Consider the following 22214-nt stretch of genomic DNA (forward strand, 5'->3'; position numbering starts at 1 on the left):
GGCCCGGGTCGAGGCCGTCGCCGAGCGCTTCGTCGCCGTGCTGCGCGCCTTCGCGGACGGGCCCGGCCGGCCCGCCGCCGCGCTCGACCTGCTGGCCCCCGCCGAGCGGCGGCTGGTGCTCGGGGAGTGGAGCGACGGCGCACCCGCGTGCACCGAGGGCTCGGTCGCCGAACGCTTCGACGCCTGGGCGGCGGCCCGGCCGCGGGCCACCGCCCTGGTGACGGAGGACCAGGAGCTGACCTACGCCGAACTGGCCGCCCGCACCGACCGGCTGGCCCACTGGCTGCGCGAACAGGGCGCGGGCCCCGAGCGGTTCGTCGCCGTCCGGTTGCCGCGCACCGTCGACCTGGTCGTGGCGCTGCTCGCGGTCCTCAAGTCGGGGGCGGCCTACCTGCCGGTCGACCCGGCGCTCCCGGCCGACCGGATCGCCTATCTTCTTCGGGACGCGCAGCCGCTCCTCGTCCTCACCGAGGAGGAGATGGCCCGCGCGGACCGTGCCGGCGCCCCGACCGCCGCCCCCGCCCCGGTCCGGCACCCCGACCACCCCGCGTACGTCATCTACACCTCCGGCTCCACGGGCCGCCCGAAGGGCGTCGTCGTGCCCGGCGGCGGAATGGTCAACCTGCTGGACTCGCTCGTGCGGCGACTGGGGCTGACCCCGGACGACCGCACGGCCGCCGTCTCCACCGTCGGGTTCGACATCGCGGTGATGGAGATCTTCCTGCCGCTGACCAGCGGCGGCACCCTGGTGCTCGCCGGGTCGGACGCGGTCAAGGACCCGGAGGAGCTGGGGGCGCTGCTGACCCGGACCGGGACGACCGTGCTCGCGGCGGCGCCGAGCCTGTGGCACGTCCTGGAGGAGACGGTCCCGCAGGCGCTCCGCGGGCTGCGCAAGATGACCGGCGGCGAGGCGCTCGCCCCGGACCTGGCCCGCCGGCTCGTCGCCCTCGGCGGCCCGGTGTTCAACCTCTACGGGCCCACCGAGATCACCGTGTGCGCCACCGGCGCGGAGATGGACGGCGTCGCCCCGGTCACCATCGGCGGCCCCATCGGAGGCACCCGGGTGCACGTGCTCGACGCGGCCCTGCGCCCGGTGCCGCCCGGCGTGCCCGGGGAGCTGTACATCGCCGGGGCGGGCGTCACCCGCGGCTACCACGGGCGCCCGGGGCTGACCGCCGAGCGGTTCGTCCCCGACCCGTACGGTCCGGCCGGCACCCGCATGTACCGCAGCGGCGATCTGGTGCGCTGGGGCGACGAGGGACGGCTCGACTACCTCGGCCGCACCGACTTCCAGGTGAAGCTGCGCGGCTTCCGTATCGAACTCGGCGAGATCGAGGAGGTGCTGGGCGGCCACGGGGACGTCGGTCGCGCGGTCGTGGGCGTCCACGAGTTCCGTCCCGGCGACCGCCGCCTGGTCGCCCACGTGATGCCGGCCGAGGGGCGGACCGTGGACGCCGCGGTGCTGCGCGAGCACGCCGCGGCGGCGCTGCCCGCCTACATGGTGCCCGCCGCCTTCGTGGTCCTGGACGAGCTGCCGCTGAACGCGAACGCGAAGGTGGACCGCAAGGCGCTGCCCGCTCCGGAGACCGACGGCGGCGAACCGTCCCGGGAGCCGCGCAACGCCACCGAGGCGACCCTGTGCGCGATCTTCGCCGAGGTGCTCGGCCTGGAGCGGGTCGATGTGGCGGAGAGCTTCTTCGCCGTCGGCGGGGACAGCATCAGCTCGATCCAGCTGGTCGGCCGGGCCCGGCAGGAAGGGCTGCGGTTCAGCCCGCGCGACGTGTTCGAGCACCGCACCCCCCAGGCGCTGGCGGCGGCCGTCCTCGCGGAGGCCGCGGGACCCGTGGCGCCGGACGTCTCGCGGAGCGACGCGGTCGGCGACGTGCCGCTGACCCCGATCGTCCACTGGGTGCGCGAACGGGGCGGCGCGATCGACCAGTTCAACCAGACCATGTCGCTGCCGGTGCCCGCCGGCACGGAGCCCGCCGCGGTGGCGTCGGCGGTGCAGGCGGTCCTGGACCACCACGACGCGCTGCGGATGCGCCTGGACCGGCTCGGGGAGGACTTCGGCTGGTCGCTGGAGATCGACCCGCCCGGCACGGTGCGGGCCGAGGACTGCGTCCACCGCGTCGACGCAGCCGCGCTGATCGCCTCCGGCCTCACCGAGGCGGAGCTCGACCTGCGCGCCGGCGAGGAGATCGCCGCCGCCCAGGCGCGCCTGGACCCCGGGGCCGGGGCGATGGTGCGCTGCGTCTGGTTCGACACGGGAGCGAAGGCCCCCGGGCGGCTCACCGTGATCGCCCACCACCTGGTCGTCGACGGCGTCTCCTGGCGCATCCTGCTGCCCGACCTCCAGGCCGCCCTCGAAGCGCTCGCGGCCGGCCGCACCGCCGTCCTGGAACCCGTGGGCACCTCGTTCCGCGACTGGTCCCGGCGGCTGACCGACCTGGCCGCCGCCCCGGACCGGATGCGGGAGCTCCCGCTCTGGCGCGACATCCTCGACGGCTCCGACACCCCCCTGACCGACCGCCCGCTGGACGCGAAGCGGGACACCTTCGGCACGGCCGCCCAGCTGAGCGTCCAGCTCCCGGCGAAGCTCACCGCGCCCCTGCTCGGGCGGATCCCCGCGCTGTTCAACACCGGGATCAACGACGTACTGCTGACGGCCCTGGCGCTCGCCGTCATCGACTGGCGGGGGCGCACCGGACGCGGGGACGACCCCGAGGTCCTCATCGACCTGGAGGGGCACGGCCGCGAGGAGATCGCCGACGGCGTCGACCTCTCCCGTACCGTCGGATGGTTCACCAGCCTGTACCCGCTGCGCCTCACCCCGGGCGAGACGCCCGGCGAGGAGGTGTGGTCGGGCGGACCGGCGGTGGGCCGCGCGGTCAAGCGGATCAAGGAGCAGCGCCGGGTCCTGCCCGACAACGGGATCGGCTTCGGGCTGCTGCGCCACCTCAACCCGCAGACCGCCCAGGTCCTCGGGCGGTTCGCACAGCCGCAGATCGGCTTCAACTACCTGGGCCGGCTCGGCGAGGCCGACGACGGCGCCGGCACCGGGCGGGAGCCGGAGGTCAACCGGGGCCTGTCGAACGTGGCCGAGGCCGCCATGGCCCTGCCGCACGCCCTGGACCTCACCGCCACGGCCGTCACCTACCCCGACGGCCCGCGCCTGGTCGCCCACTGGATCTGGGCCGGCGAGCTGTTCTCGGACGACGACATGCGCGACCTCGCCCGCACCTGGTTCCGGGCGCTGGAGGCCCTGGTCCTGCACGCCGAACGGCCCGAGGGCGCGGGCGGTCTGAGCCCGTCCGACCTCACCCTGGTCGACCTCGGACAGGAGGAGATCGACCGCCTCGCATCCGCGGGGGACGACGTCGTCGACGTACTGCCCCTCTCACCGCTCCAGGAGGGGCTGCTTTTCCACGCCCTGTACGACGAGCGGGGGGCGGACATCTACACCACCCTCCTCGCCTTCGAGCTGCGCGGCGAACTGGACGCCTCCGCGCTCAGGGACGCGGCCGGGGCCCTGCTGCGCCGGCACGACAACCTGCGCGCGGCCTTCCGCCCCGGAGCGGCGGGCCAGTCGCTCCAGGTCATTCCGCGCACGGTCGAACTGCCCTGGCGGCAGGTGGACCTGAGCGGGTACGACGAGGAGCGCCGCACGCGGGAGCTCGACCGCCTCACGGCGGAGGCGCTGGCCGAGCGGTTCGATCCGCGACAGGCCCCGCTGCTGCGGTTCACCCTGGTCAGGACCGGGGCGAAGGCGCACCGGCTGCTGCTGGCGAACCACCACATCCTGTTCGACGGCTGGTCGGGACCGGTGCTCTCCGCCGAGCTGTTCGAGCTCTACCGGACCGGCGGCGACGACGCGGCGCTGCCCGCGGTGACGCCGTACAAGGACTATCTGAGCTGGCTCGCCGGACAGGACCGCGCCGCCGCCGAGAGCGCGTGGCGCGAGGCGCTGGACGGTGTGGACGAGCCGACCCTGGTCGCCCCCGCCGACCCGGCGCGGGCCCCGCTGCGCCCCCGGTCCCACCGGCTGGAGCTGTCCGCCGCGGAGACCGCCGCCCTGACCGGGCGGGCACGCCGCTCGGGGGTCACGAAGAACACGGTGGTGCAGGCCGCCTGGGGGCTCCTGCTGTGCGGGCTCACCGGGCGCGAGGACGTGACGTTCGGCGAGACGGTCAACGGCCGCCCCGCCGAACTCCCGGGCGTCGAGACCATGGTGGGGCTGTTCATCAACACGCTGCCCGTGCGGGTGCGCGCCGGGCGCGGGGACACCCTGCTCGACGTGGTGCACCGCCTGCGCGACCAGCAGCTGGAGCTGCTGCCGCACAAGTACCTCGGACTCACCGACATCCAGCGCATCACCGGGACCGGGGCGCTGTTCGACACCTCCACCGAGTTCAGCAGCTACCCGGTCGACTCCGAGACGCTGGAGCGGACGGCCGAGGGCATCGGGATCGTCGACGCCCAGATCCAGGACGGCACCCACTACCCGCTGGCGCTCGGGGCCAGCGACGACGGGCGGAACCTGACGCTCACGATCGACTACCGCCCCGACCTGTACGACGACGGGACGGCCGAGGCGCTCGGGGCACGGCTCCGGGCGATCCTGGAGGCGTTCGCCGCCGACCCCGGGTGCCGTGCCGACTCCCTCGACCTGCTGACGGAGGCCGGGCGCCGGACCCTGCTCGTCGAGTGGAACGACACGGCCGCCGAGGTCCCGGCGGGCGCCGTGCCCGAGCTGTTCCGGGCCCAGGCGCGGCGCACCCCCGACGCCCCCGCCGTGGTCTTCGGCGACACCCGCCTCGACTACCGGGACCTCGACGCGAGGTCGGACCGGCTCGCCGGACTCCTGGCCGGACTCGGCGTCGGCCCGGAGACCCCGGTCGGCGTCCTGATGGAACGCTCCGCCGAACTCCCCGTCGTGCTCCTCGCCGTCCTCAAGGCGGGCGGCGCGTACGTGCCCCTGCGGGACACCGACCCGGCCCCGCGGCTGCGCCGGCTCCTGGCCGACACCGGGGCCCGGGTCGTCGTCACCGACGGGGCTTCGGCCCCCCTCGCCGGGGAGCTGGGCGTCACGGTGCTCGACGCCCGGGACGACTCCCCGGCGCAAGCGCCGCGGGTCACCGTCCTTCCGGACCAGCTCGCCTACGTGATGTACACCTCCGGCTCCACCGGGCTGCCCAAGGGGGTGGAGATCACCCAGCGGGACATCGTCGGGCTGGCCTTCGACCGGCGCTGGGAGAGCGGGGCGCACCGGCGGGTGCTGATGCACTCCCCGACCGCCTTCGACGCCTCCACCTACGAGAGCTGGGTGCCGCTGCTGCGCGGCGGCGCCGTCGTGGTCGCCCCGCCGGGGGCCCTGTCCGTGGCCGCCCTGGAGCAGCTCCTCGCCACCCACGAGGTCACCGGCCTCTGGCTCACGGCGGGACTCTTCCGGCTGGTCGCCGAGGAGTCCCCGGGCGCGCTGTCGGGCCTGCGCGAGGTGTGGACCGGCGGCGACGTGGTCCCCGCCGAGGCGGTCCGACGGGTCCTGGCGGCCTGCCCCGGCATCGTCGTCACGGACGGCTACGGGCCCACCGAGACGACCACGTTCGCCCTCAGCCACCCCCTGACGGCCGCCGAACCGGTGCCGGCGCGGGTGCCGATCGGGCGACCGCTCGACAACACGCGCGTGTACGTGCTGGACGGCAGCCTGCGCCCGGTGCCCGCCGGGGTGGCGGGCGAGCTGTACATCGCCGGCGCCGGCCTCGCCCGGGGCTACACCCGCCGGCCGGCGGCGACCGCCGGGCGCTTCGTGGCGAACCCCTTCGGCCCGCCCGGCGCCCGGATGTACCGCACCGGCGACCTCGTCAGGTGGACGGCGGACGGCGTGGTGGAGTTCGCGGGCCGCGCCGACGACCAGATCAAGCTCCGGGGCTTCAGGATCGAGCCCGGTGAGATCGAGGACCGGCTGGCCCGCCACCCCGCCGTGGCCCAGGCGGCGGTGCTCGTGCGCGAGGACCGGCCCGGTGACAGGCGGCTGGTCGGCTACGCCGTCCTGGCCGATCCGGACGGACCGGCCACGACGGCGGACCTCACGGCGTACCTGAGCGGCGAACTGCCGGACTACATGGTGCCGTCCGCGCTGGTGGCCGTCGCCGCGCTGCCGCTGACCGCCAACGGCAAGATCGACCGCAGGGCCCTGCCCGCGCCCGAGTACGGCGGGGCGCAGGAGCGCCGCGCGCCGCGCGACGAGCGGGAGAAGACCCTGTGCGCCCTGTACGCCGAGATCCTCGGGGTGCCGGAGGTCGGCATCGACGACAGCTTCTTCGACCTCGGCGGCCACTCGCTGCTCGCGACCCGGCTGGTCAACCGGATCCGGTCCGCGTTCGGAGCGGAGGTGCCGGTGCGTCTGGTCTTCGAGGCGCCGACGGTCGCGGCCCTGGCCGGCCGGCTGACCGGTGCGGAGGCGGCGAAGCAGCGACTCGTCCCCGGCGAACGGCCGGCGGCGATCCCGCTCTCGCACGCCCAGCGGCGGCTCTGGTTCATCGACTCGGTGGAGGAGGACGCCACCGGCTCGTACACCATCCAGCTCGCCGTGCGACTGCTCGGCGAGGTGGACCCCGGGGCGATGGAGGCGGCCGTCGCCGACGTGGTGGGCCGCCACGAGAGCCTGCGCACGGTCTTCCCCGTCGAGGACGGCGCACCGCGCCAGCGGATCCTCACCCCGGACGAGTACACCGTCCCGCTCCCCGTCGAAGCGGTGGCCGAGGACGGCCTGGAGGCGGCCCTCAAGGAGTCGGCGGCGTCGGTGTTCGACCTGGCGGCCGATGTCCCGCTGCGGGCGCGGCTGCTGCGCCTCGCACCGCGCGAGCACGTCCTGGACCTCGTCCTGCACCACATCGCCGCAGACGGCTCCTCCCTGGCGCCGCTCGCCCGGGACCTCGGCCTGGCCTACGCGGCCCGACTGGAGCGCACGGAGCCGGAGTTCGCCCCCCTGCCCGTGCAGTACGCCGACTACGCCCTGTGGCAGCGGCGCACCCTCGGGGACGAGAGCGACCCGGAGAGCCCCTACGGGCGGCAGCTCGCCCACTGGCGGACGGCCCTGGCCGGGCTGCCGGAGGAGCTGGACCTGCCGGTCGACCGGCCGCGTTCGGCCGAGGCCGGCAGCCCGGGCGGACAGGTGGAGCTGCGCTTCCCCGACGCCGTCGTCGAGGGCGTCCACCGGCTGGCGGACGAGGGCGGCGCGAGCCTGTTCATGGTGCTGCACGCCGCCGTGGCCGCGACGCTGCACCGGGTGGGCGGCGGCACGGACATCCCGGTGGGCACCGTGGTGGCCGGCCGGGGCGACGAGGCGCTCGACGAACTCGTCGGCTTCTTCGTCAACACCCTGGTGCTGCGCACGGACCTCTCCGGCGCCCCGGACTTCCGGGAGCTGCTGCGGCGGGTGCGGAACACCGACCTGACGGCCTTCAGCCACCAGGACGTACCGTTCGAGCGGCTGGTCGAGGAGCTGAACCCGGCGCGCTCCCTGGGCCGCAACCCCCTCTTCCAGGTGGCGGTCAGCCTGGAGAACAACGAGGAGGCGGACCTGGAACTGCCGGGTCTCACCCTGGCCCCGCAGCCGACCACGGCGGACCTCGCCAAGTTCGACCTGTCGTTCACCTTCGGCGAGATCCGCCCGGACAGCGGTCCGGCCGGACTGGGCGGCCAACTGGACTACAACGCGGCCCTGTTCGACCACTCCACGGCCGAGGCCCTCGCCGACCGGCTGGTGCGGCTGCTCGCCGCCGTCGTCGCGGACCCCGGCCTCCCGGTCGCGGACGTCGACCTGCTCTCGCCCCGCGAGCGCACGGTGCTCCAAGAGCGCAACGACACCGCGCGGGCCCGGCCGGCCGGGACGATCGTCTCGCGGTTCGCGGAACGGGTGGCCGCCGAGCCGGACGCGCCGGCGGTCTCCGACCGGGGGGTGACGATCGGCTACGCCGAACTGGACGCCCGCGCCAACCGGCTGGCCCACCGCCTGATCGCCGCGGGCGTCGCCCCCGGCGACCGGGTGGCGGTCCTCCAGGAGCGCTCCGCCGACCTCGTCGTCTCCACGCTCGCCGTGCTGAAGGCCGGCGCGGCGTACGTCCCGCTCGACGCCCGCTATCCGCTGCCCCGCCTCGGGCTCATCGTCGAGGAGACCGGCAGCCGCGTGCTGCTGACCGACCGGGCCCTGTCCAAGGTGGCGGTCGACGGCCCCGCCGAGGTCATCGTGGTCGACGGCGGGCGGGAAGCGGCACGGTCAACCGACCCCGACCCGGGCAGCCCGGACATCGCGCCGCACCAGGACGAGTTGGCGTACGTCATGTACACCTCGGGCTCCACGGGCAAGCCGAAGGGCATCGGCGTCACCCACGCCAACGTCGTCGCCTTCGCCGCGGACGAGCGGTGGCGGTCCGGGCACGAGAAGGTGCTGTTCCACTCGCCGCACGCCTTCGACGCCTCGACGTACGAGATCTGGGCGACCCTGCTGGGCGGCGCCCACCTCGTGGTCGCGCCCCCCGGCCAGCTCGACGCCTCCGGTCTGCGGCGGCTCACCGAGGAGGAGGGGCTCACCGCGGTCTTCATGACCACGGCGCTGTTCAACCTCATCGCCGAGGAGGACCCCGGGGCCTTCGCCGGGCTCCGCGAGATCTGGACCGGTGGCGAGCAGGTCTCCCCGGCCGCCTTCCAACGCGTGCTCGCCGCCTGCGCGGACACCGCGGTGGTCCATGTCTACGGGCCGACGGAGACCACGGTGTACGCCCTCTGCGTCCCGCTGCGCGCCCCGGTCGCCGCCCTGCGCACGGTGCCGGTCGGACGCCCGATGGACAACACCCGGGCGTACGTCCTGGACGACCGGCTCCGGCCCGTCCCGTTCGGGGTGGCCGGGGAGCTCTACCTGGCGGGGGCCGGCACGGCGCGCGGGTACCCCGGGCTGCCGGGCATGACCGCCGAGCGCTTCCTTGCCGACCCGTTCGGGGCGGGGGGCGAGCGGATGTACCGCACGGGCGATGTGGTGCGCCAGGACGCCGAGGGGCTCATCGAGTTCGTCGGGCGGGCCGACCACCAGGTGAAGATCCGCGGTCTGCGGATCGAGCTGGGGGAGATCGAGTCCGTCCTCCAGGACCAGCCGCAGGTCTCCCGGACCCTGGTGACCGTCCGGGAGGACGCGCCGGGGGACAAGAAGCTGGTGGCCTATCTCGTGCCCGTGCCCGGCGCGGACACCGCGGGCCTCCGGGAGCAGGTCGCCCGACGGCTGCCGGACTACATGGTCCCGTCCGCCTTCGTGTACCTGCCGGACCTGCCCGTCAACGCCAACGGCAAGGTGGACCGCAAGGCCCTGCCCGCACCCGACTTCGGCCCCGCGGCCGGAGGGCGCGGACCGCGCGACCCCCGCGAGGAACTCCTGTGCCGGCTCTGGGCGGAGGCCCTGAAGCTGGACCGGGTGGGGATCGACGACAACTTCTTCGAACTCGGCGGCGACAGCATCGTCTCCCTCCAGCTCACCAGCAGGGTCCGTTCCGTCTTCGGGGTCGAGCTGTCCAACCGGGCGGTCTTCCAGGCGCCCACGGTCGCCTCCCTGATGGAGGTGATGGGCGCGGGCGGCCAGCGGGACGACTCCTTCGAGGTGGTCCTGGAACTGCGGGCCGGGGGGTCGGCTGCCCCGCTGTTCTGCCTGCACCCGGTCGGCGGCGTCAGCTGGATGTACTCCGGGCTGATGCGGCACATCGACGGCGACCGCCCGTTGTACGGGATCCAGGCGCGCGGCCTGGCGAGGCAGGAGCGGCTCCCGGCCTCCATCGCGGAGATGGCGGAGGACTACACCGAGCGGATCCGCGAGGTCCAGCCCTCGGGCCCGTACCACCTGCTCGGCTGGTCCATGGGCTCGCTGCTCGCCCACGCGGTGGCGGTCCGGCTGCAACAGCAGGGCCAGGAGGTCGCGTTGCTCGCCAACCTCGACCAGCCGCCGGTCAGCGCGGAGGAGCTGGACGGCGAGTACGTCGCCGCCGACGACCAGAAGGTCTACGCGGCGCTCCTCGACTTCGTGGGGCGCGACCCCGGGATGTTCGGGGACGGTCCGCTCGAACGCGACCGGGTCATCGAGGTCCTGCGCGAGGAGGGCAGCGCGCTCGCCACCTTCGACGACGAGCACATCCTGCGGATCGGCGGGGTCAACAACAACAACTGGTCCCTGACCATCGGCTACGAACCGGAGGTGTTCGACGGGGACGTCCTGCTGTTCGTCGCCACCCGCGACGAGGACGGCCCGCGGGACAAGACCGGCCGCTCCGTCGCGAGGCTCCAGCCCTTCGTCACGGGGAAGGTCGAGGTCGAGGAGATCGACTGCGAGCACCGCCGGCTCCTGCAGGCCGGGCCGGTCGCCGAGGTGGGCCGCGCCCTTCAGCAGCGGCTCGACGGCCTCCAGGACTGACCCGGACGCCCCGTCGCGGTGGCCCGAGGGGCCCGTACCACGGCCCGGTGCCGCCCGCCGCTCGCGCGGACGGCCCCGGGCCGTCCCGCTGCCCGGTCCGGGCGTACGGGATCTGCCGTTCGGCAGATGTGCCGGGCGGCCCGGCCAGGAATGCTGATCAGAGAGAAGATCCGAGGAGGAAGCATCATGACCCAGGTGACCGAGCACATGTCATCGCGGACGGCTGCCGGTGCCCCAGGTCCGGTGCGCGGACGATTCAACCGGACGGCCCTGATCGGCTACGTGGCCTTTCTCGCGCTGCTCGCCTACGGGCTCGCCCACACCTACTGGGCCCTCGGCGGGGACGGCTTCCCGTTCGGCGCCGACGACGCCAACCCGGAGTACTCGGCCTTCGAGCACGTCGGCCGCGACCGGCTGGCGCCGTGGATCGCGGGCGGGTTCCTGGCCAGCTCCGCGGTGGCGCTCCTGCTGGCCCTGCCCGGCCGACGGCGCATCCCCACCCCGGTGCTGGTGGGGGCCTCGGTGTTCTCGGCCGCCGCGGTCTTCGGCACGCTCGCCGACTTCCGCATCCTCGGCAATCTCGCCTACGTCTTCATGCTGAAGTTCGGCGCGATCAACTGGACCGTGATCAACCAGCTGTTCGCGGTGGTCTCGGTGGGCCTCCTGGTCGCCTCCGCCGTCGTCTACCAGCGCCGGACGTCCGGCGTGTGCACCGGCTGCGGGCGCGGCGACTCGGGCGCCGGCTGGACCTCGCCACAGGCCGCGGCCCGCTGGGGCAGGCGAGCGGCGTACACGGCGGTCATCGTCCCCCTGCTGTACGCCAGCACCCGGTGGGCCTGGGCCCTGGGCTTCCCGCTCGGCATCTCCGACAAGCTGTGGGAGGAGGGCAAGGAGGACAACCTCTGGATCGCCGGCGCCGCGCTGGCCACCATGGGGGCGCTCGGCTCGCTGCTCACCCTGGGCCTGGTCCAGCGCTGGGGCGAGGTCTTCCCCCGGTGGATGCTCGGCCTCCGGGGCCGGCGGGTCCCGCTGTCCCTGGCCGTCGTCCCGGCCACGCTGGTCTCCGTGATGGTGACGATCGCCGGGATCATGTACATCCGGCTGCACTTCCAGGGAGCCTTCGACAATCAGAAGGAGGACTGGGGAGCCACGGTCCCGGAGATGGTCTGGCCGGTCTGGGGCATCGCCCTGGCCGCCGCCACGCTCGCCTACTACTTCCGGCGGCGCGGGGTGTGCAAGCGCTGCGACCGCGGCTGAGGGAAATCGCCGAGGGAGATCGCCGAGGAAACGGCCGGGAAACGCGGCTGAGGAATTCCCGGGCCCGGAACCGGACGGTCGGTTCCGGGCCCTGTGCTTTTCCTTTTCTCACGTGTTCGATGCGGCATTGAGGGCGCGCGGCGTTCTCTTATTCACTGAAGCCTCCAACTACCGGAGGTATGCGATGAAGAAGCTTGCTCATGCGATGGCTTGTGGCGTGGCCGCTCTCGGGCTGCTGGCCGCTGCGCAGGGCGTCGCCCAGGCCCAGGACCCGGCCCAGGACCGGGGCGCGACCGCGGTGCCGAGCTGTGTGAAGGGGGAGTGGACCCTGCTGGGCGGCGTCATCGTCACCATCACCAACAACTGCGCCACCACGCAGCAGGTGAACGTCGCGTACACGTTCGGCGGCGAGCCGTTCGTGCCCGACAAGTGTCACACCGTCGCCCCGGGCAAGTCGGTCTCGACGAGCGAGGCGATGTGGTCGGCCAACCGCTACGAGCGCCTCATTCCCTGCTGACCCGCGGCTCCGCGCGGCACGACGCGGGGCGGGCCCGGAACCAGGTGACTGGTTCCGGGCCCGCCCCGTCGGCCGTGGGGGTTCAGGTCGCCCGGCGGAAGCTGCGGATCGCCAGGGGCACGGTGACGACGACCAGCACCAGGCAGCACAGGAGGGTCGCCAGGATGGTGCCGGGGTCGGGGTCGCCGAGCGCCAGGTCGCGGGCCGCCGTGATCGCGTGCGACATCGGGTTGACCTCGGCGACGGCCTTCAGCCAGCCGGGCAGTCCGTCGGCCGGGACGAACGCGTTCGAGGCGAAGAGCAGGACCATGTTCACCATGCCTCCGATCGGCTGCAAGGACTCGGGACGGCGCAACCAGGCGGAGAGCGCCATGAACAGCCAGCCCAGGGACCAGCCGAGCACCACCGCGATCAGCGCCGCGCCGAGCGAGCCGAGCACACCGCCCTCCGGGCCGTACCCGAAGACCAGGGTGGCCGCCGCGAGCATGACGATCAGGTTGACGACGTTGAGCATCGTGTCCGCGATGCTCCGGCCCACCAGGACCGAACCGGTGTGGATCGGCATGGCCTTGAAGCGGGAGACGATGCCGTTGTTCATCTCGGTCGTCAGCGCCACCCCCGACTTGAGCCCGGCGCTGATCGAGCTGGTGACGAGGAACGCCGGCAACAGGTAGTCGATGTAGCTGACGCCCGGGGGGAACGACGAGGTCTGCGAGACGCTCTTGAAGACCTGGCTGAACACGGTCAGCATCAGGATGGGTTCGAGGACACCGGGCAGGACCATGGCGGGTTCGCGCAGCACCCGCAGCGATCTGCCGGACAGCACGGTGATCTGCCGGAGCACACCGCTCCCGCTGAACCGCGGTGACGGGGGGTGGGCGGGGGCCTTCGTGAGGGCCGGCGGGCTGGTGGTGGTGGTCATCTGGGCATCCCTGCCTGGAGTCTGTCCGGCGGTTCGGGCTGCCGGAGGGGGAGGGCGGTGGCCGTACGGACCGACGCCGGGCGTCAGTGGGCGCCGGAGTGGTTCAGGGCCATGTACACGTCGTCCAGCGAGGGCTCGGAGAAGGCGAGCCCCGCGAGCTCCACACCGGCCTCGTCGGACGCCCGGACGACGCCGGCCAGATCGGTGGAGTCCTTGACGGGCATGGTGAGCACGAGGCCGTCCTGCTCGTGGGCGGGCGCGAGACCCGCCGCCTCCAGCGCCCGAACGGCCCGCGGACGGTCCTGCGCGTCGCGCAGGGTGACCGAGACGGAGCGGTGCCCGACCCGGTCCTTGAGCTCGGCCGCGGTGCCCGAGGCGATGACGCGGCCGGAGGACAGCACGGTGATCGAGTCCGCGAGGAAGTCGGCCTCGTCCAGGTACTGCGTGGTCAGCAGCACCGTGGTGCCGTTGTGGACCAGCCGCTTGACCACGGACCACAGGTCCCGGCGGGCCGAGGGGTCCAGCCCGGTGGTCGGCTCGTCCAGGAAGATCACCTCCGGCTGTCCGACCAGGCCGGCCGCCAGGTCCAGCCGCCGGCGCATGCCGCCCGAGTAGCCCTTCACCTTGCGCGGGGCGGCGTCGGTGAGGGAGAAGAGTTCGAGCAACTCCTCGGCCCGGGCGGCGGCCTGGGCGCGGGAGGCGCCCAGGAGCCGGGCGATGAGGACCAGGTTGGCGTGGCCGGAGAGCGTCTCGTCCACGGCCGCGTACTGGCCGGTGAGGCCGATCCGGCGGCGGACTTCCTCGGCGTTCCGGGTGACGTCGAGCCCCGCCACCCGGGCCTCGCCCGACGTCGGCAGCGAGAGGGTGCTCAGGATGCCGACGACGGTGGTCTTTCCCGCGCCGTTGTGCCCGAGCAGCCCCAGCACCGTGCCCCGGGGGACCGCGAAGCTCACGCCGTCGAGCGCTCGTGTGGCTCCGAACGACTTCGTCACGTCGGAGACTTCGATCATCATCGTGTCCATGAAAGGCCCTTCCCTCGTCACCGGAAGCCCACCACCGGCCGCCGGGCGTATTCGGGGAAGACCGAAAGGGACTGCGTGGGGCGTCGCCCGCAGACGTAACGTAGTGGCGGCGGAGGGAATTCAGGAGGGCCGATCAGAACTCTGAAAGTGGCCTTGTGGAAACGCGCGGACCGGGGAGTCGTTCTCAGCCCAGCGGCAGGATCGCGGTGACCCGCCAGCCGTGCTCACCGTGCACGCCGGACTCCAGGGTCCCGCCGAGCGCCCGGACGCGTTCGGCCAGCCCCTCCAGGCCGCTGGCCCCGTGCCGTCCCCGGTCGCCGAAGTGGCCGCCGCCCGCCTCGCTGATGGAGGGGGAGCCGTTGGTCACGGACACGGCGAGCACCGCCTCCCGGTGTTCCGGCCCGGGCGCCACGGACACGGTCACCCAGGGCGTGGTCCCGGCGTGCCGGCGCACGTTGGTCAGCGCCTCCACCACCACCCGGTGGGCGGTGCTCGCCACTTCGCGGGGGACCCGGCCGACGTGCTCGGGCGTCCGGTCGAGGTCCAGGCGCACGTCGGCCCGGCCGGACGCGCGGAACCGGTCCACGACGTCCTCGATGTCCTCCAGCCCGTACGCCACCGGCTGTGCCTCGTCCGTCGCGCCCCGGCCGGCCGGGGTCGTCCCGTCGGAGGACCTGAGCATGTGGACGGTGCGGTCCATGGAGCCGAGGGCCTGGCGGCCGGAGGCCTCGATCTGCTGGAGGAGCGGCAGAACCTGCTCCGGCCGGTCCGCGCCGATCACCTGCGCCGCCTGCGCCAGCACGACGATGCCGGACACGTCGTGGGCCACGAAGTCGTGCAGATCGGCCGCCAGTTGGAGGCGCTGGCTGCGGCGGGCCTCGTGCACCGCCCGGATCCGGCGGGTCTCCAGGGTGCGCAGACCGCCGCCGGTGGCCGCCGCGGCGATGGCGCCGAGCGCGAAGAACGCGCTCTGGGCGGCGGCTTCCAGCGCGGTCGGGGGGACCTGGAGCCGCAGCAGCGCCGTCGAGGCGAGGACCCCGAGCACGGTGCAGAGCACGACGGCCTGCCGGGCGCCGGCGTACCGGGCGACCAGGCAGACGAGCAGCAGCAGCCCGGCGATCTCCACCAGAGTGGCCACGCCGGTCGCCTCCTCCAGGGCCGGAGGGTCCCCGAACAGGGTGCCGAGGGCGGAGCCCACGGCCACCACGACGGCGGTCGCCGGGACGACCCGGTCCCGGGTGTGCAGCGAGGCGGCGGCGAGCGCGCCCAGCACCGCGACCATCATGGGCAGGACCGCGCGCCAGCCCGCGGAGGGGCCCGCCAGCAGACCGGCCGGCACCACGCAGAGCGCCAGGACCGCGCAGGCGGGTCCCACGGCACGCTCCCGTAAGCGGCTGTGGATGCGGTTCCCCGTGTTCGTCCCCATTCCCGCGAGTCTACGCACCCGTCCTCTTCTCCCTTTTCTGTCAGCTTGGTGAAGTCGAAAGGGGTTCGGGCGAGGAGAGAGGGCGGGAAAACGCACGGTCGGAACGCCTGTTGACAGCTAGTTGCCACCGGTGGGCCGGGGACGATTCGGTGGCGGAATCATCCCTGGGGCATGCCGTGGGAACAACGTCGACGACGGTCCGTCCGGGAGGGCGCTGTGTCTGGTGAGGGCGAGTCCGGACTGGACCGGCTGCTGCCGGAATGGCATTTCAGGGAAATCCATCGGGTTCCGGTCCCCGGCGCCGCCGCCGACGTCATGACGGCCGCGCACGCGACGACCTGGTCGGAGGCCCCGATCGCCCGGGCCCTGGTCGCGATCACCGGGGCGGACGTCCCGGGCCGGGGGCTCATCGTCTCCGAGTTCCTCAGCGGCATGGGAGAGGTGCTGCCCGCCGGGGACGAGGAGTTCCTGCTCGCGGCGGTCCAGGGCATGGGCGACACCCCCCGCCCCGACGGCAGCGTCGTGGAGATCGTGACCGGCTGCGCTCAGCCGGGCATCCTCAAGGTCGGGATGAACGTCCGCCACACGGCGGGCGTGCTCACCACGGAGACCCGGATCCTCGCCACGGACGAGCGCACCCGCCGCCGGTTCCTGCCCTACTGGCTGTTCATCAGGTTCGGCAGCGGGCTGACCCGTACGTCCATGCTCAGGGCGATCCGGGCCCGGGTACTGCGTGAGGCGGACGCCGCCTGACGCCCGGCGCGGACGTCCGGAGCCGGTCGTCGACGGACGTACGGCGGATGTCGCCGTCGCCCGCCGCCCAGCGGCCCCCGGCGCCGGCGTTCACCACGCCCTTCCCGGTGCTCCGCCCGGCTTCACCGGGCGGAGCACGCTCATGTGCCCGGGCAGCGCGCTCCACACCTCGGGCGTGTAGAAGTGCCCGCCCGGCAGGAGGGTCGCCTCGAACGGGCCCGTGGTCAGGCGCCGCCAGCCCTCCGGGTCCGCCTCGTCCACGTCGTCGTCCTCGCCGCGGAGCAGTTGGAGCGGCACGTCGACCAGGTCCCCGGGCCGGTGGCGGTAGTCCTCCACCGCCCTGAGGTCCGCGCGGAGCACCTCCACCGCCATCCGCAGCAGCTCCGGCTCCTCCCGCACCGCGCCGGCGACCTGGCCGACCGCGAACATCCAATCGAGCAACTCCTCGTCGGTGTTCCGGGTGTGGGGCGGCGCGTCCCGGTCGGCCGGGCGGTCGGGGGCGCCCGCGGCCGAGACGACCAGCCCCCGAGGCGGGGCGATCCCGGCCCGCCCGGCGCGCACCGCCAGATCGAAGGCGACCCACGCGCCCATGCTGTGGCCCGCCAGTACGTAGGGGCGGGCGGCGATGCCGGCGAGTGCGGTGAGCGCCCCGTCGAGCAGCTGGTCCCAGGTCCGTGCGAACGGGACGCCGTAGCGCCCCTCCCGCCCGGGATAGCAGTACAGGACCAGTTCGGTGTCCTCGGGCAGGGCGTCGGCCCACGCCCGGAAGGGCGCCGTACCGCCCCCGCAGAAGCTGAGGCAGAACAGGGTGCGCTCCGCCCGCGGCCGGGGCAGCGGCCGGAACAGTGGCCCGGGCACGGTAGGTCCTCTCGACGGCCGTCGGTGTCACCGGGAATGTACCGGCGCCGGCCGGGCCGCCCTCCCGGGGCCAACAAATCTTCGATCCCCCGGGGTGACGCTCGGCTACGGGACGTGGCGGGAGAGTGACCGGGGTGGCGGAGAACCGGCCGCCGAAGCCCGCGACCGATCGTTTTCGCGGCACTTCCGGCCCGGCGGAGGAGTGGCCGAAAGTTGTGCAACGCAATATTCAATTCTTCTCAATGCAAAGTCTCGAACGTGCGGCCGAAGTGGTCGCCGGAAGCTCTTGTTAGCTCGATTCTCCGACGCCTAGGGTCGACTCGAATTCGGTGACAGCGCCAGGAAGAGGAGAGCTCCATGGCCAATCCATTCGAGGATGACAATGCCGAGTACTACGTGCTCGTGAACGACGAGGGGCAGTATTCGATCTGGCCCGTGTTCGCCCGGATTCCGGAGGGCTGGAAAACGGTGCACGGTGCGGCCTCCCGTCAGGAGTGCCTCGACCACGTGAACGAGAACTGGACCGATATGCGTCCGCGCAGTCTCGCCGAGGCCATGACGTCCCAGTCCGCCTGAACCGCGGCCCGTACCGAACGAGCCCCCCCTTCCTGCTCAGCATTTCCGCGGTCCGCTTTCTGTGCCGGCCCCGCGGCGACCGAACCATCCTGGAGGAAAGAAAACATGTCGACCATCACCAGCGACCGCCGTTCCGCGATCAAGGAAATCGTCTGCGACATCCTTGAGCTCGACGAGGGCGACGTGACCGAGACCAGCCTCTTCATCGACGATCACGGCGCCGACTCCCTGCGGGCCATCGAGATCCTGGCCTCCTTGGAGAAGGAGTTCGGCATCACCATCGACCAGTCCGAGCTCGCCCAGATGATCAACCTGGAGGCGGTCTACAAGGTGGTCGCCGAGGCGCCCGCCCGCTGACCGCTCCCGCCCTCTCGATCTCACGTCTGAAGGACTGAAGGGGAATCAGCATGTCCTCAGCAAGCCCCGGCGCCGCAACCGGGAAACGCCGGGTGGTTCTCACCGGCTTCGGAGTGATCTCCAGTATCGGCATCGGGGCCGAGGAATTCACCGAAAGTCTGCGGGCGGGCCGTAGCGGTGTCAGCCCGATATCGGTGTTCGACGTCGAGGGCTTCGCCCATGTCAACGGCTGCGAGGTCACCGGATTCGATCCCGAGCAGTGGATTTCCCGTACCCCGGTACGGGAGTTGGGGCGCGCCAGCCGCTTCGCCGTCGCGGCGGCGCGGATGGCGGTGCAGGACGCCGGTCTGGACCTCGCGGAACTCGCCGGCCGACGGGGGCTCATCTCCGTCGGCACCACGGACGGCGAGTCCTACGAGCTGGACCAGCTGGTGGCCGCCGAACTCGCCGGAGGACCTGACGGCATGGACGCCGAGGTCGTCCGGCGGGTCTCGGCGGCCCGGCTCTCCACGGCCATCGCGCAGGAACTGGAGCTCACCGACGTCGAGGCGCCCACCATCGCCACGGCCTGCTCCGCGGGCAACTACGCCATCGGGTACGGCTTCGACGCGGTCAGCTCGGGCGAGGCGGAGTTCGCCCTGTGCGGCGGCGCCGACGCGATGTGCCGCAAGACGTTCACCGGCTTCTACCGGCTCGGGACCATCGCGCCCGACTACTGCCAGCCCTTCGACGCCGACCGCAAGGGCATCCTCACGGGCGAGGGCGCCGGGATCCTGGTCCTGGAGAGCCTGGATTCCGCCCTGGCCCGCGGCGCCACCATCTACGCCGAAGTCCTCGGCTACGGCCTCAACTGCGACGCGTACCACCAGGTCGCGCCGAACGGGGAGAGCGTCGCGCAGTGCATGAGCATCGCCCTGGCGAACGCCGGGGTCAAGCCCGACGAGGTCGACCTGATCTCCGCCCACGGCACCGGTACCAAGGCGAACGACATCACCGAGGCCGGCGCCATCCGCGGCGTCTTCGGCGACGCGACCCCCCGCACCATCTCCCTGAAGTCGATGCTCGGCCACACCATGGGCGCGGCCAGCGCCCTCGGCGCCATCGCCTGCGGCCTCGCCATCACCCACGGCTTCATCCCGCCGACGATCAACCACCACCGGACCGACCCGGAGTGCGACATCGACTGCGTGCCCAACCACGCCGTCGACGCCGACCTGCGGATCGTCCAGAACAACGGCCTCGCGTTCGGCGGCAACAACGCCATCGTGATCCTGGGCAAGTACGGTGCGGACGGCGGCCGTCCATGAACTACCCGATCATCGGCGCCGGAGCGGTCAGCAGCATCGGCGGCGACCCGGACGCGATCTTCGCGAGCCTCTGCGAGGGCCGCAGCGGACTAGCCCCCCTCCGCGCCTTCGACCGTTCCCGCTTCAACGCCCAGCGACTCTTCGAGATCGACGACCGGGAGACCGAAGGCGTCGACGAACCGGGCCGGGCCACCCGCTTCCTCGTCGAGGCGGTCCGCCAGGCCGTCGAGGACGCCGGGCTGCCCGAGGACCTCGCGGGAATCCCCGTACTCGTCGGCACGGGCCTGCGCGAACTGCGCTCCCTGGAGCTGTGGTGGCGCGACGGCGTCCCGTTCGAGGCCGACGGGCTGCACTTCGAGGACGCGCTGCGCTCCCGCTTCGGCGCCGTCGACACCCACACGTTCGCCGGCGCCTGCTCCGCCTCCCTCTACGCCCTGGCGCTCGCCTGGGACCTCCTGGCGGCGGGGGAGGCGGAGACGGTCGTCGTGGCCGGCTGCGACGTGGTCACCGAGAGCATGTTCGGCCAGGCCGACCGGGTCCAGTTCGATCCGCCGCCTTCCGTGCGCCCCTTCGACAAGGACCGCCGGGGCACCATCCTCGGCGAGGGCGCGGCGGCCGTCGTCCTGAGCCGCTCCGCCGGGAGCCGCCCGGCGCGCGGCCTGCTCCGCTCGGTCGCCGTCAACTGCGACGCCCACCACCAGACCGCGCCGGACGCGGCGGGCGTCGAGGCGGCCGTACGGCAGGCCCACGAGCAGGCCGGTGTGACCCCGCCCGAGATCGACCTGGTCGTGATGCACGGCACCGGAACCCCGCTCAACGACCGTACGGAGGCCGCCGTGACCGCGGAGGTCTTCGACGCGCCGGGACCGGCCCTCACCGGCATCAAGTCCCTCACCGGGCACACCTCGGGATCGGCCGGGCTGCTCAGCCTGGTCGTGGCCCTGAGCTGCCTGGACAGCGGGACCGTACCGCACGTCGCCGGCCTGTCCGACCCGCTGCCCGAGGGCGCGGGGCTGCGGCTGGTGGCGGGCGAACCCCTGGTCGGGCCCGTGCGGCTGGCCCAGGTCAACAGCTTCGGCTTCGGCGGGGTCAACGCCGTCGCCGTCGTGGGAGGCGCGGCATGAGGATCGCCGTCACCGGTGTCGCCGTCGCCCTGCCCGGCGCGTCCGGCCCCGAAGCCCTGCTGCTCCCCGCCCGCCCCGGTGCCGAACCGGTCGACCCCGCCGCCGTGATCGGCAAGAAGGGGCTGCGGTTCAAGGACCGGGCCACCCGGCTGGGCCTGCACCTGGCCCACGCGGCGCTCACCGACGCCGGACTGCTCGCGGCCGGGGGACCGGCCGCCGCCGGGGACCGGCTGGCCACCGTGGTCAGCTCCAACCTCGGCAACACCGACACCGTGTGCCGGGCCGTGGAGACCATAGCCAAGGAGTCCACCGGCGGCCTCAGCCCGATGGACACCCCGAACGCCTCCAGCAACATCATCGCCTCGGAGACCGCGATCCGGTTCGGCCTGCGCGGCCCCAACCTGACCGTGTGCAACGGGCGGGGCTCCGGGCTCGACGCGGTGCGCTGGGCCGCCCTGATGCTGCGCTCCGGACGCGCCGACCACGTCCTGGTGACCGGAGTCGAACCGGACAACGAGGTGACCCGCAGGCTCGTCGACGGACCGGTCGCCGACGGCGGCGCGGCCGTGGTCCTCAGCCGCGACACGGGGCGGGCCAGGGCGCTGCTGGGCCCGGTGTTCCGGACGGCGGACCCGGCCGGGACGGCCGCCCGGCTGGCGCTCCTGGCGCCCGGGGGCGACCTCTGGCTCCGCGCCGACGGGGGCCCGGCGCCCGCCTCCGCGCGACTGCTCGGGCTCACCGGCTGGGGAGAGCTCTCGGGCGCCCTCGGCGTGGTGCAGTGCGCCGCGGCCGCCGGCTGGTTCGCCGAGGGGCACGACGGTCCGGCGTACGCCGTGGCCGGTGCGGCCGGAGCCGTCCTGCTGCACCCGGAGCGCACCCCATGACGAACGTCGTCCTGCTCCACGGGCTCGCCAACAACGAGGCCGTCTGGTCGGGCCTGAAGGGGCACTGGCCGGCGGAGCTGGAGGTCCACGCCCCCCGGCTGCCCTGGCACGGCGGCGGCATCGCCGACTGGCGCCACGAGACCGACTCGGCGGCCCGGCTCGGGGACGTCCTGGACGCCGTGCCCGGCGGCCCGGACGTGGTGGTGGCGCACTCGTTCAGCTCGGTGGTCCTGCTCGACCTGCTCGCCCGCCGGGCGGCGGCCGGCGACCCGCCGGACCTGGCGGCGGTGGTCCTCGTCAACCCGTTCTACCGGGGCGACGCGGACGACTTCCACTGGGACATGATCGCCCCGACCCTGGCCGACTTCCCGCGCACCATGGCCGAGTCGATCCGGCTGCGCACACCCGGCCGCACCGTCGACGCGGAACTGCTCGCGGACATGGCCCGGCGGATGACCGAGTGGATCGGCCCCTACGGCTGGCTCCGCTTCTTCGACGCCTACCTGCGCACGCCGCTGTTCCGCGTGGACCTGATCGAGACCCCGGCCCTGGTCATCGGGGGCGGGGACGACCGGTCCGCACCGCCCGACCAGGCGCGCGGACTGGCCGCCCGGCTGCCGGCCGGCCGGTCGCTGACCGTCCCCGGCTGCGGTCACTTCCCGATGCTCGAACGACCCGCCTGGTTCACGAGCACGGTGCACGCCTTCCTCGAACGGACCCCGGAACACCCCCTGGCCGTCACCTGATCCCGGCCCGCGTTC

Annotated in this window: 14 protein-coding genes; 10 read left to right on the forward strand and 4 right to left on the reverse strand. The window is 73.5% G+C overall.

Annotation, left to right across the window (positions count from 1 at the left end):
- The first annotated feature begins 37 nt into the window (after window positions 1-37).
- The 3 genes from DTB53_RS31000 (at window position 38) to DTB53_RS31010 (ending at window position 12224) form a co-directional block, all read left to right on the forward strand.
- On the forward strand, window positions 38-10450 hold the full coding sequence (locus DTB53_RS31000) for a non-ribosomal peptide synthetase (protein WP_256656859.1): 10413 nt from the start codon (window positions 38-40) through the stop codon (window positions 10448-10450).
- A gap of 186 nt (window positions 10451-10636) precedes the next feature.
- The gene (locus DTB53_RS31005; RefSeq protein WP_052295624.1) at window positions 10637-11707 is read left to right on the forward strand and encodes a hypothetical protein; all 1071 of its coding nucleotides are present in this window, start codon (window positions 10637-10639) and stop codon (window positions 11705-11707) included.
- A gap of 184 nt (window positions 11708-11891) precedes the next feature.
- Window positions 11892-12224 (forward strand): alpha-amylase inhibitor, encoded by a 333-nt coding sequence (locus DTB53_RS31010; protein ID WP_003967383.1) that lies wholly within the window; start codon window positions 11892-11894, stop codon window positions 12222-12224.
- A gap of 82 nt (window positions 12225-12306) precedes the next feature.
- Here DTB53_RS31010 and DTB53_RS31015 read toward each other — a convergent pair whose 3' ends face one another.
- From DTB53_RS31015 to DTB53_RS31025, 3 genes are all read right to left on the reverse strand, one after another.
- A complete protein-coding gene (locus tag DTB53_RS31015; RefSeq protein ID WP_012379762.1) occupies window positions 12307-13146 on the reverse strand; it encodes an ABC transporter permease in 840 nt (279 codons plus the stop codon).
- An 83-nt stretch (window positions 13147-13229) separates the two neighbouring features.
- On the reverse strand, window positions 13230-14168 hold the full coding sequence (locus DTB53_RS31020; protein ID WP_012379761.1) for a daunorubicin resistance protein DrrA family ABC transporter ATP-binding protein: 939 nt from the start codon (window positions 14166-14168) through the stop codon (window positions 13230-13232).
- Window positions 14169-14352: 184 nt separating this feature from the next.
- Window positions 14353-15594: a sensor histidine kinase gene (locus DTB53_RS31025; RefSeq protein WP_012379760.1), complete on the reverse strand. Its 1242-nt coding sequence runs from the start codon at window positions 15592-15594 to the stop codon at window positions 14353-14355.
- 216 nt (window positions 15595-15810) lie between these two features.
- Here DTB53_RS31025 and DTB53_RS31030 point away from each other — a divergent pair, with 216 nt between their 5' ends.
- Window positions 15811-16347, forward strand: a complete 537-nt coding sequence (locus tag DTB53_RS31030; protein ID WP_042496526.1) for a hypothetical protein — start codon at window positions 15811-15813, stop codon at window positions 16345-16347.
- A 90-nt stretch (window positions 16348-16437) separates the two neighbouring features.
- Here the strand turns inward: DTB53_RS31030 and DTB53_RS31035 are convergent, their stop codons facing one another.
- Complete coding sequence (locus DTB53_RS31035; RefSeq protein WP_012379758.1) at window positions 16438-17205, reverse strand: thioesterase II family protein; 768 nt, start codon at window positions 17203-17205, stop codon at window positions 16438-16440.
- 357 nt (window positions 17206-17562) lie between these two features.
- On the opposite strand from DTB53_RS31035, the gene DTB53_RS31040 reads away from it, so the two are divergent.
- The 6 genes from DTB53_RS31040 to DTB53_RS31065 all read left to right on the forward strand — a co-directional run bounded on the left by DTB53_RS31040 (window position 17563) and on the right by DTB53_RS31065 (window position 22199).
- On the forward strand, window positions 17563-17781 hold the full coding sequence (locus DTB53_RS31040) for an MbtH family protein (protein ID WP_012379757.1): 219 nt from the start codon (window positions 17563-17565) through the stop codon (window positions 17779-17781).
- A gap of 105 nt (window positions 17782-17886) precedes the next feature.
- Complete coding sequence (locus DTB53_RS31045) at window positions 17887-18138, forward strand: acyl carrier protein (RefSeq protein ID WP_003967376.1); 252 nt, start codon at window positions 17887-17889, stop codon at window positions 18136-18138.
- Between the two features lie 50 nt (window positions 18139-18188).
- Window positions 18189-19445 carry a beta-ketoacyl-[acyl-carrier-protein] synthase family protein gene (locus DTB53_RS31050; RefSeq protein ID WP_003967375.1) on the forward strand — a complete coding sequence of 419 codons (1257 nt, stop codon included), beginning with the start codon at window positions 18189-18191 and terminating at the stop codon, window positions 19443-19445.
- On the forward strand, window positions 19442-20569 hold the full coding sequence (locus tag DTB53_RS31055; RefSeq protein ID WP_012379756.1) for a beta-ketoacyl-[acyl-carrier-protein] synthase family protein: 1128 nt from the start codon (window positions 19442-19444) through the stop codon (window positions 20567-20569). Before DTB53_RS31050 ends, DTB53_RS31055 begins: the two co-directional genes overlap by 4 nt.
- Window positions 20566-21453 carry a beta-ketoacyl synthase N-terminal-like domain-containing protein gene (locus DTB53_RS31060; protein WP_012379755.1) on the forward strand — a complete coding sequence of 296 codons (888 nt, stop codon included), beginning with the start codon at window positions 20566-20568 and terminating at the stop codon, window positions 21451-21453. Before DTB53_RS31055 ends, DTB53_RS31060 begins: the two co-directional genes overlap by 4 nt.
- Complete coding sequence (locus DTB53_RS31065; RefSeq protein ID WP_003967372.1) at window positions 21450-22199, forward strand: alpha/beta fold hydrolase; 750 nt, start codon at window positions 21450-21452, stop codon at window positions 22197-22199. The genes DTB53_RS31060 and DTB53_RS31065 overlap by 4 nt, the downstream gene beginning before the upstream one ends.
- The last annotated feature ends 15 nt before the right edge of the window (window positions 22200-22214 follow it).

The organism is Streptomyces griseus (genome assembly GCF_900460065.1).
In the GTDB taxonomy this organism is placed as follows: domain Bacteria; phylum Actinomycetota; class Actinomycetes; order Streptomycetales; family Streptomycetaceae; genus Streptomyces; species Streptomyces griseus.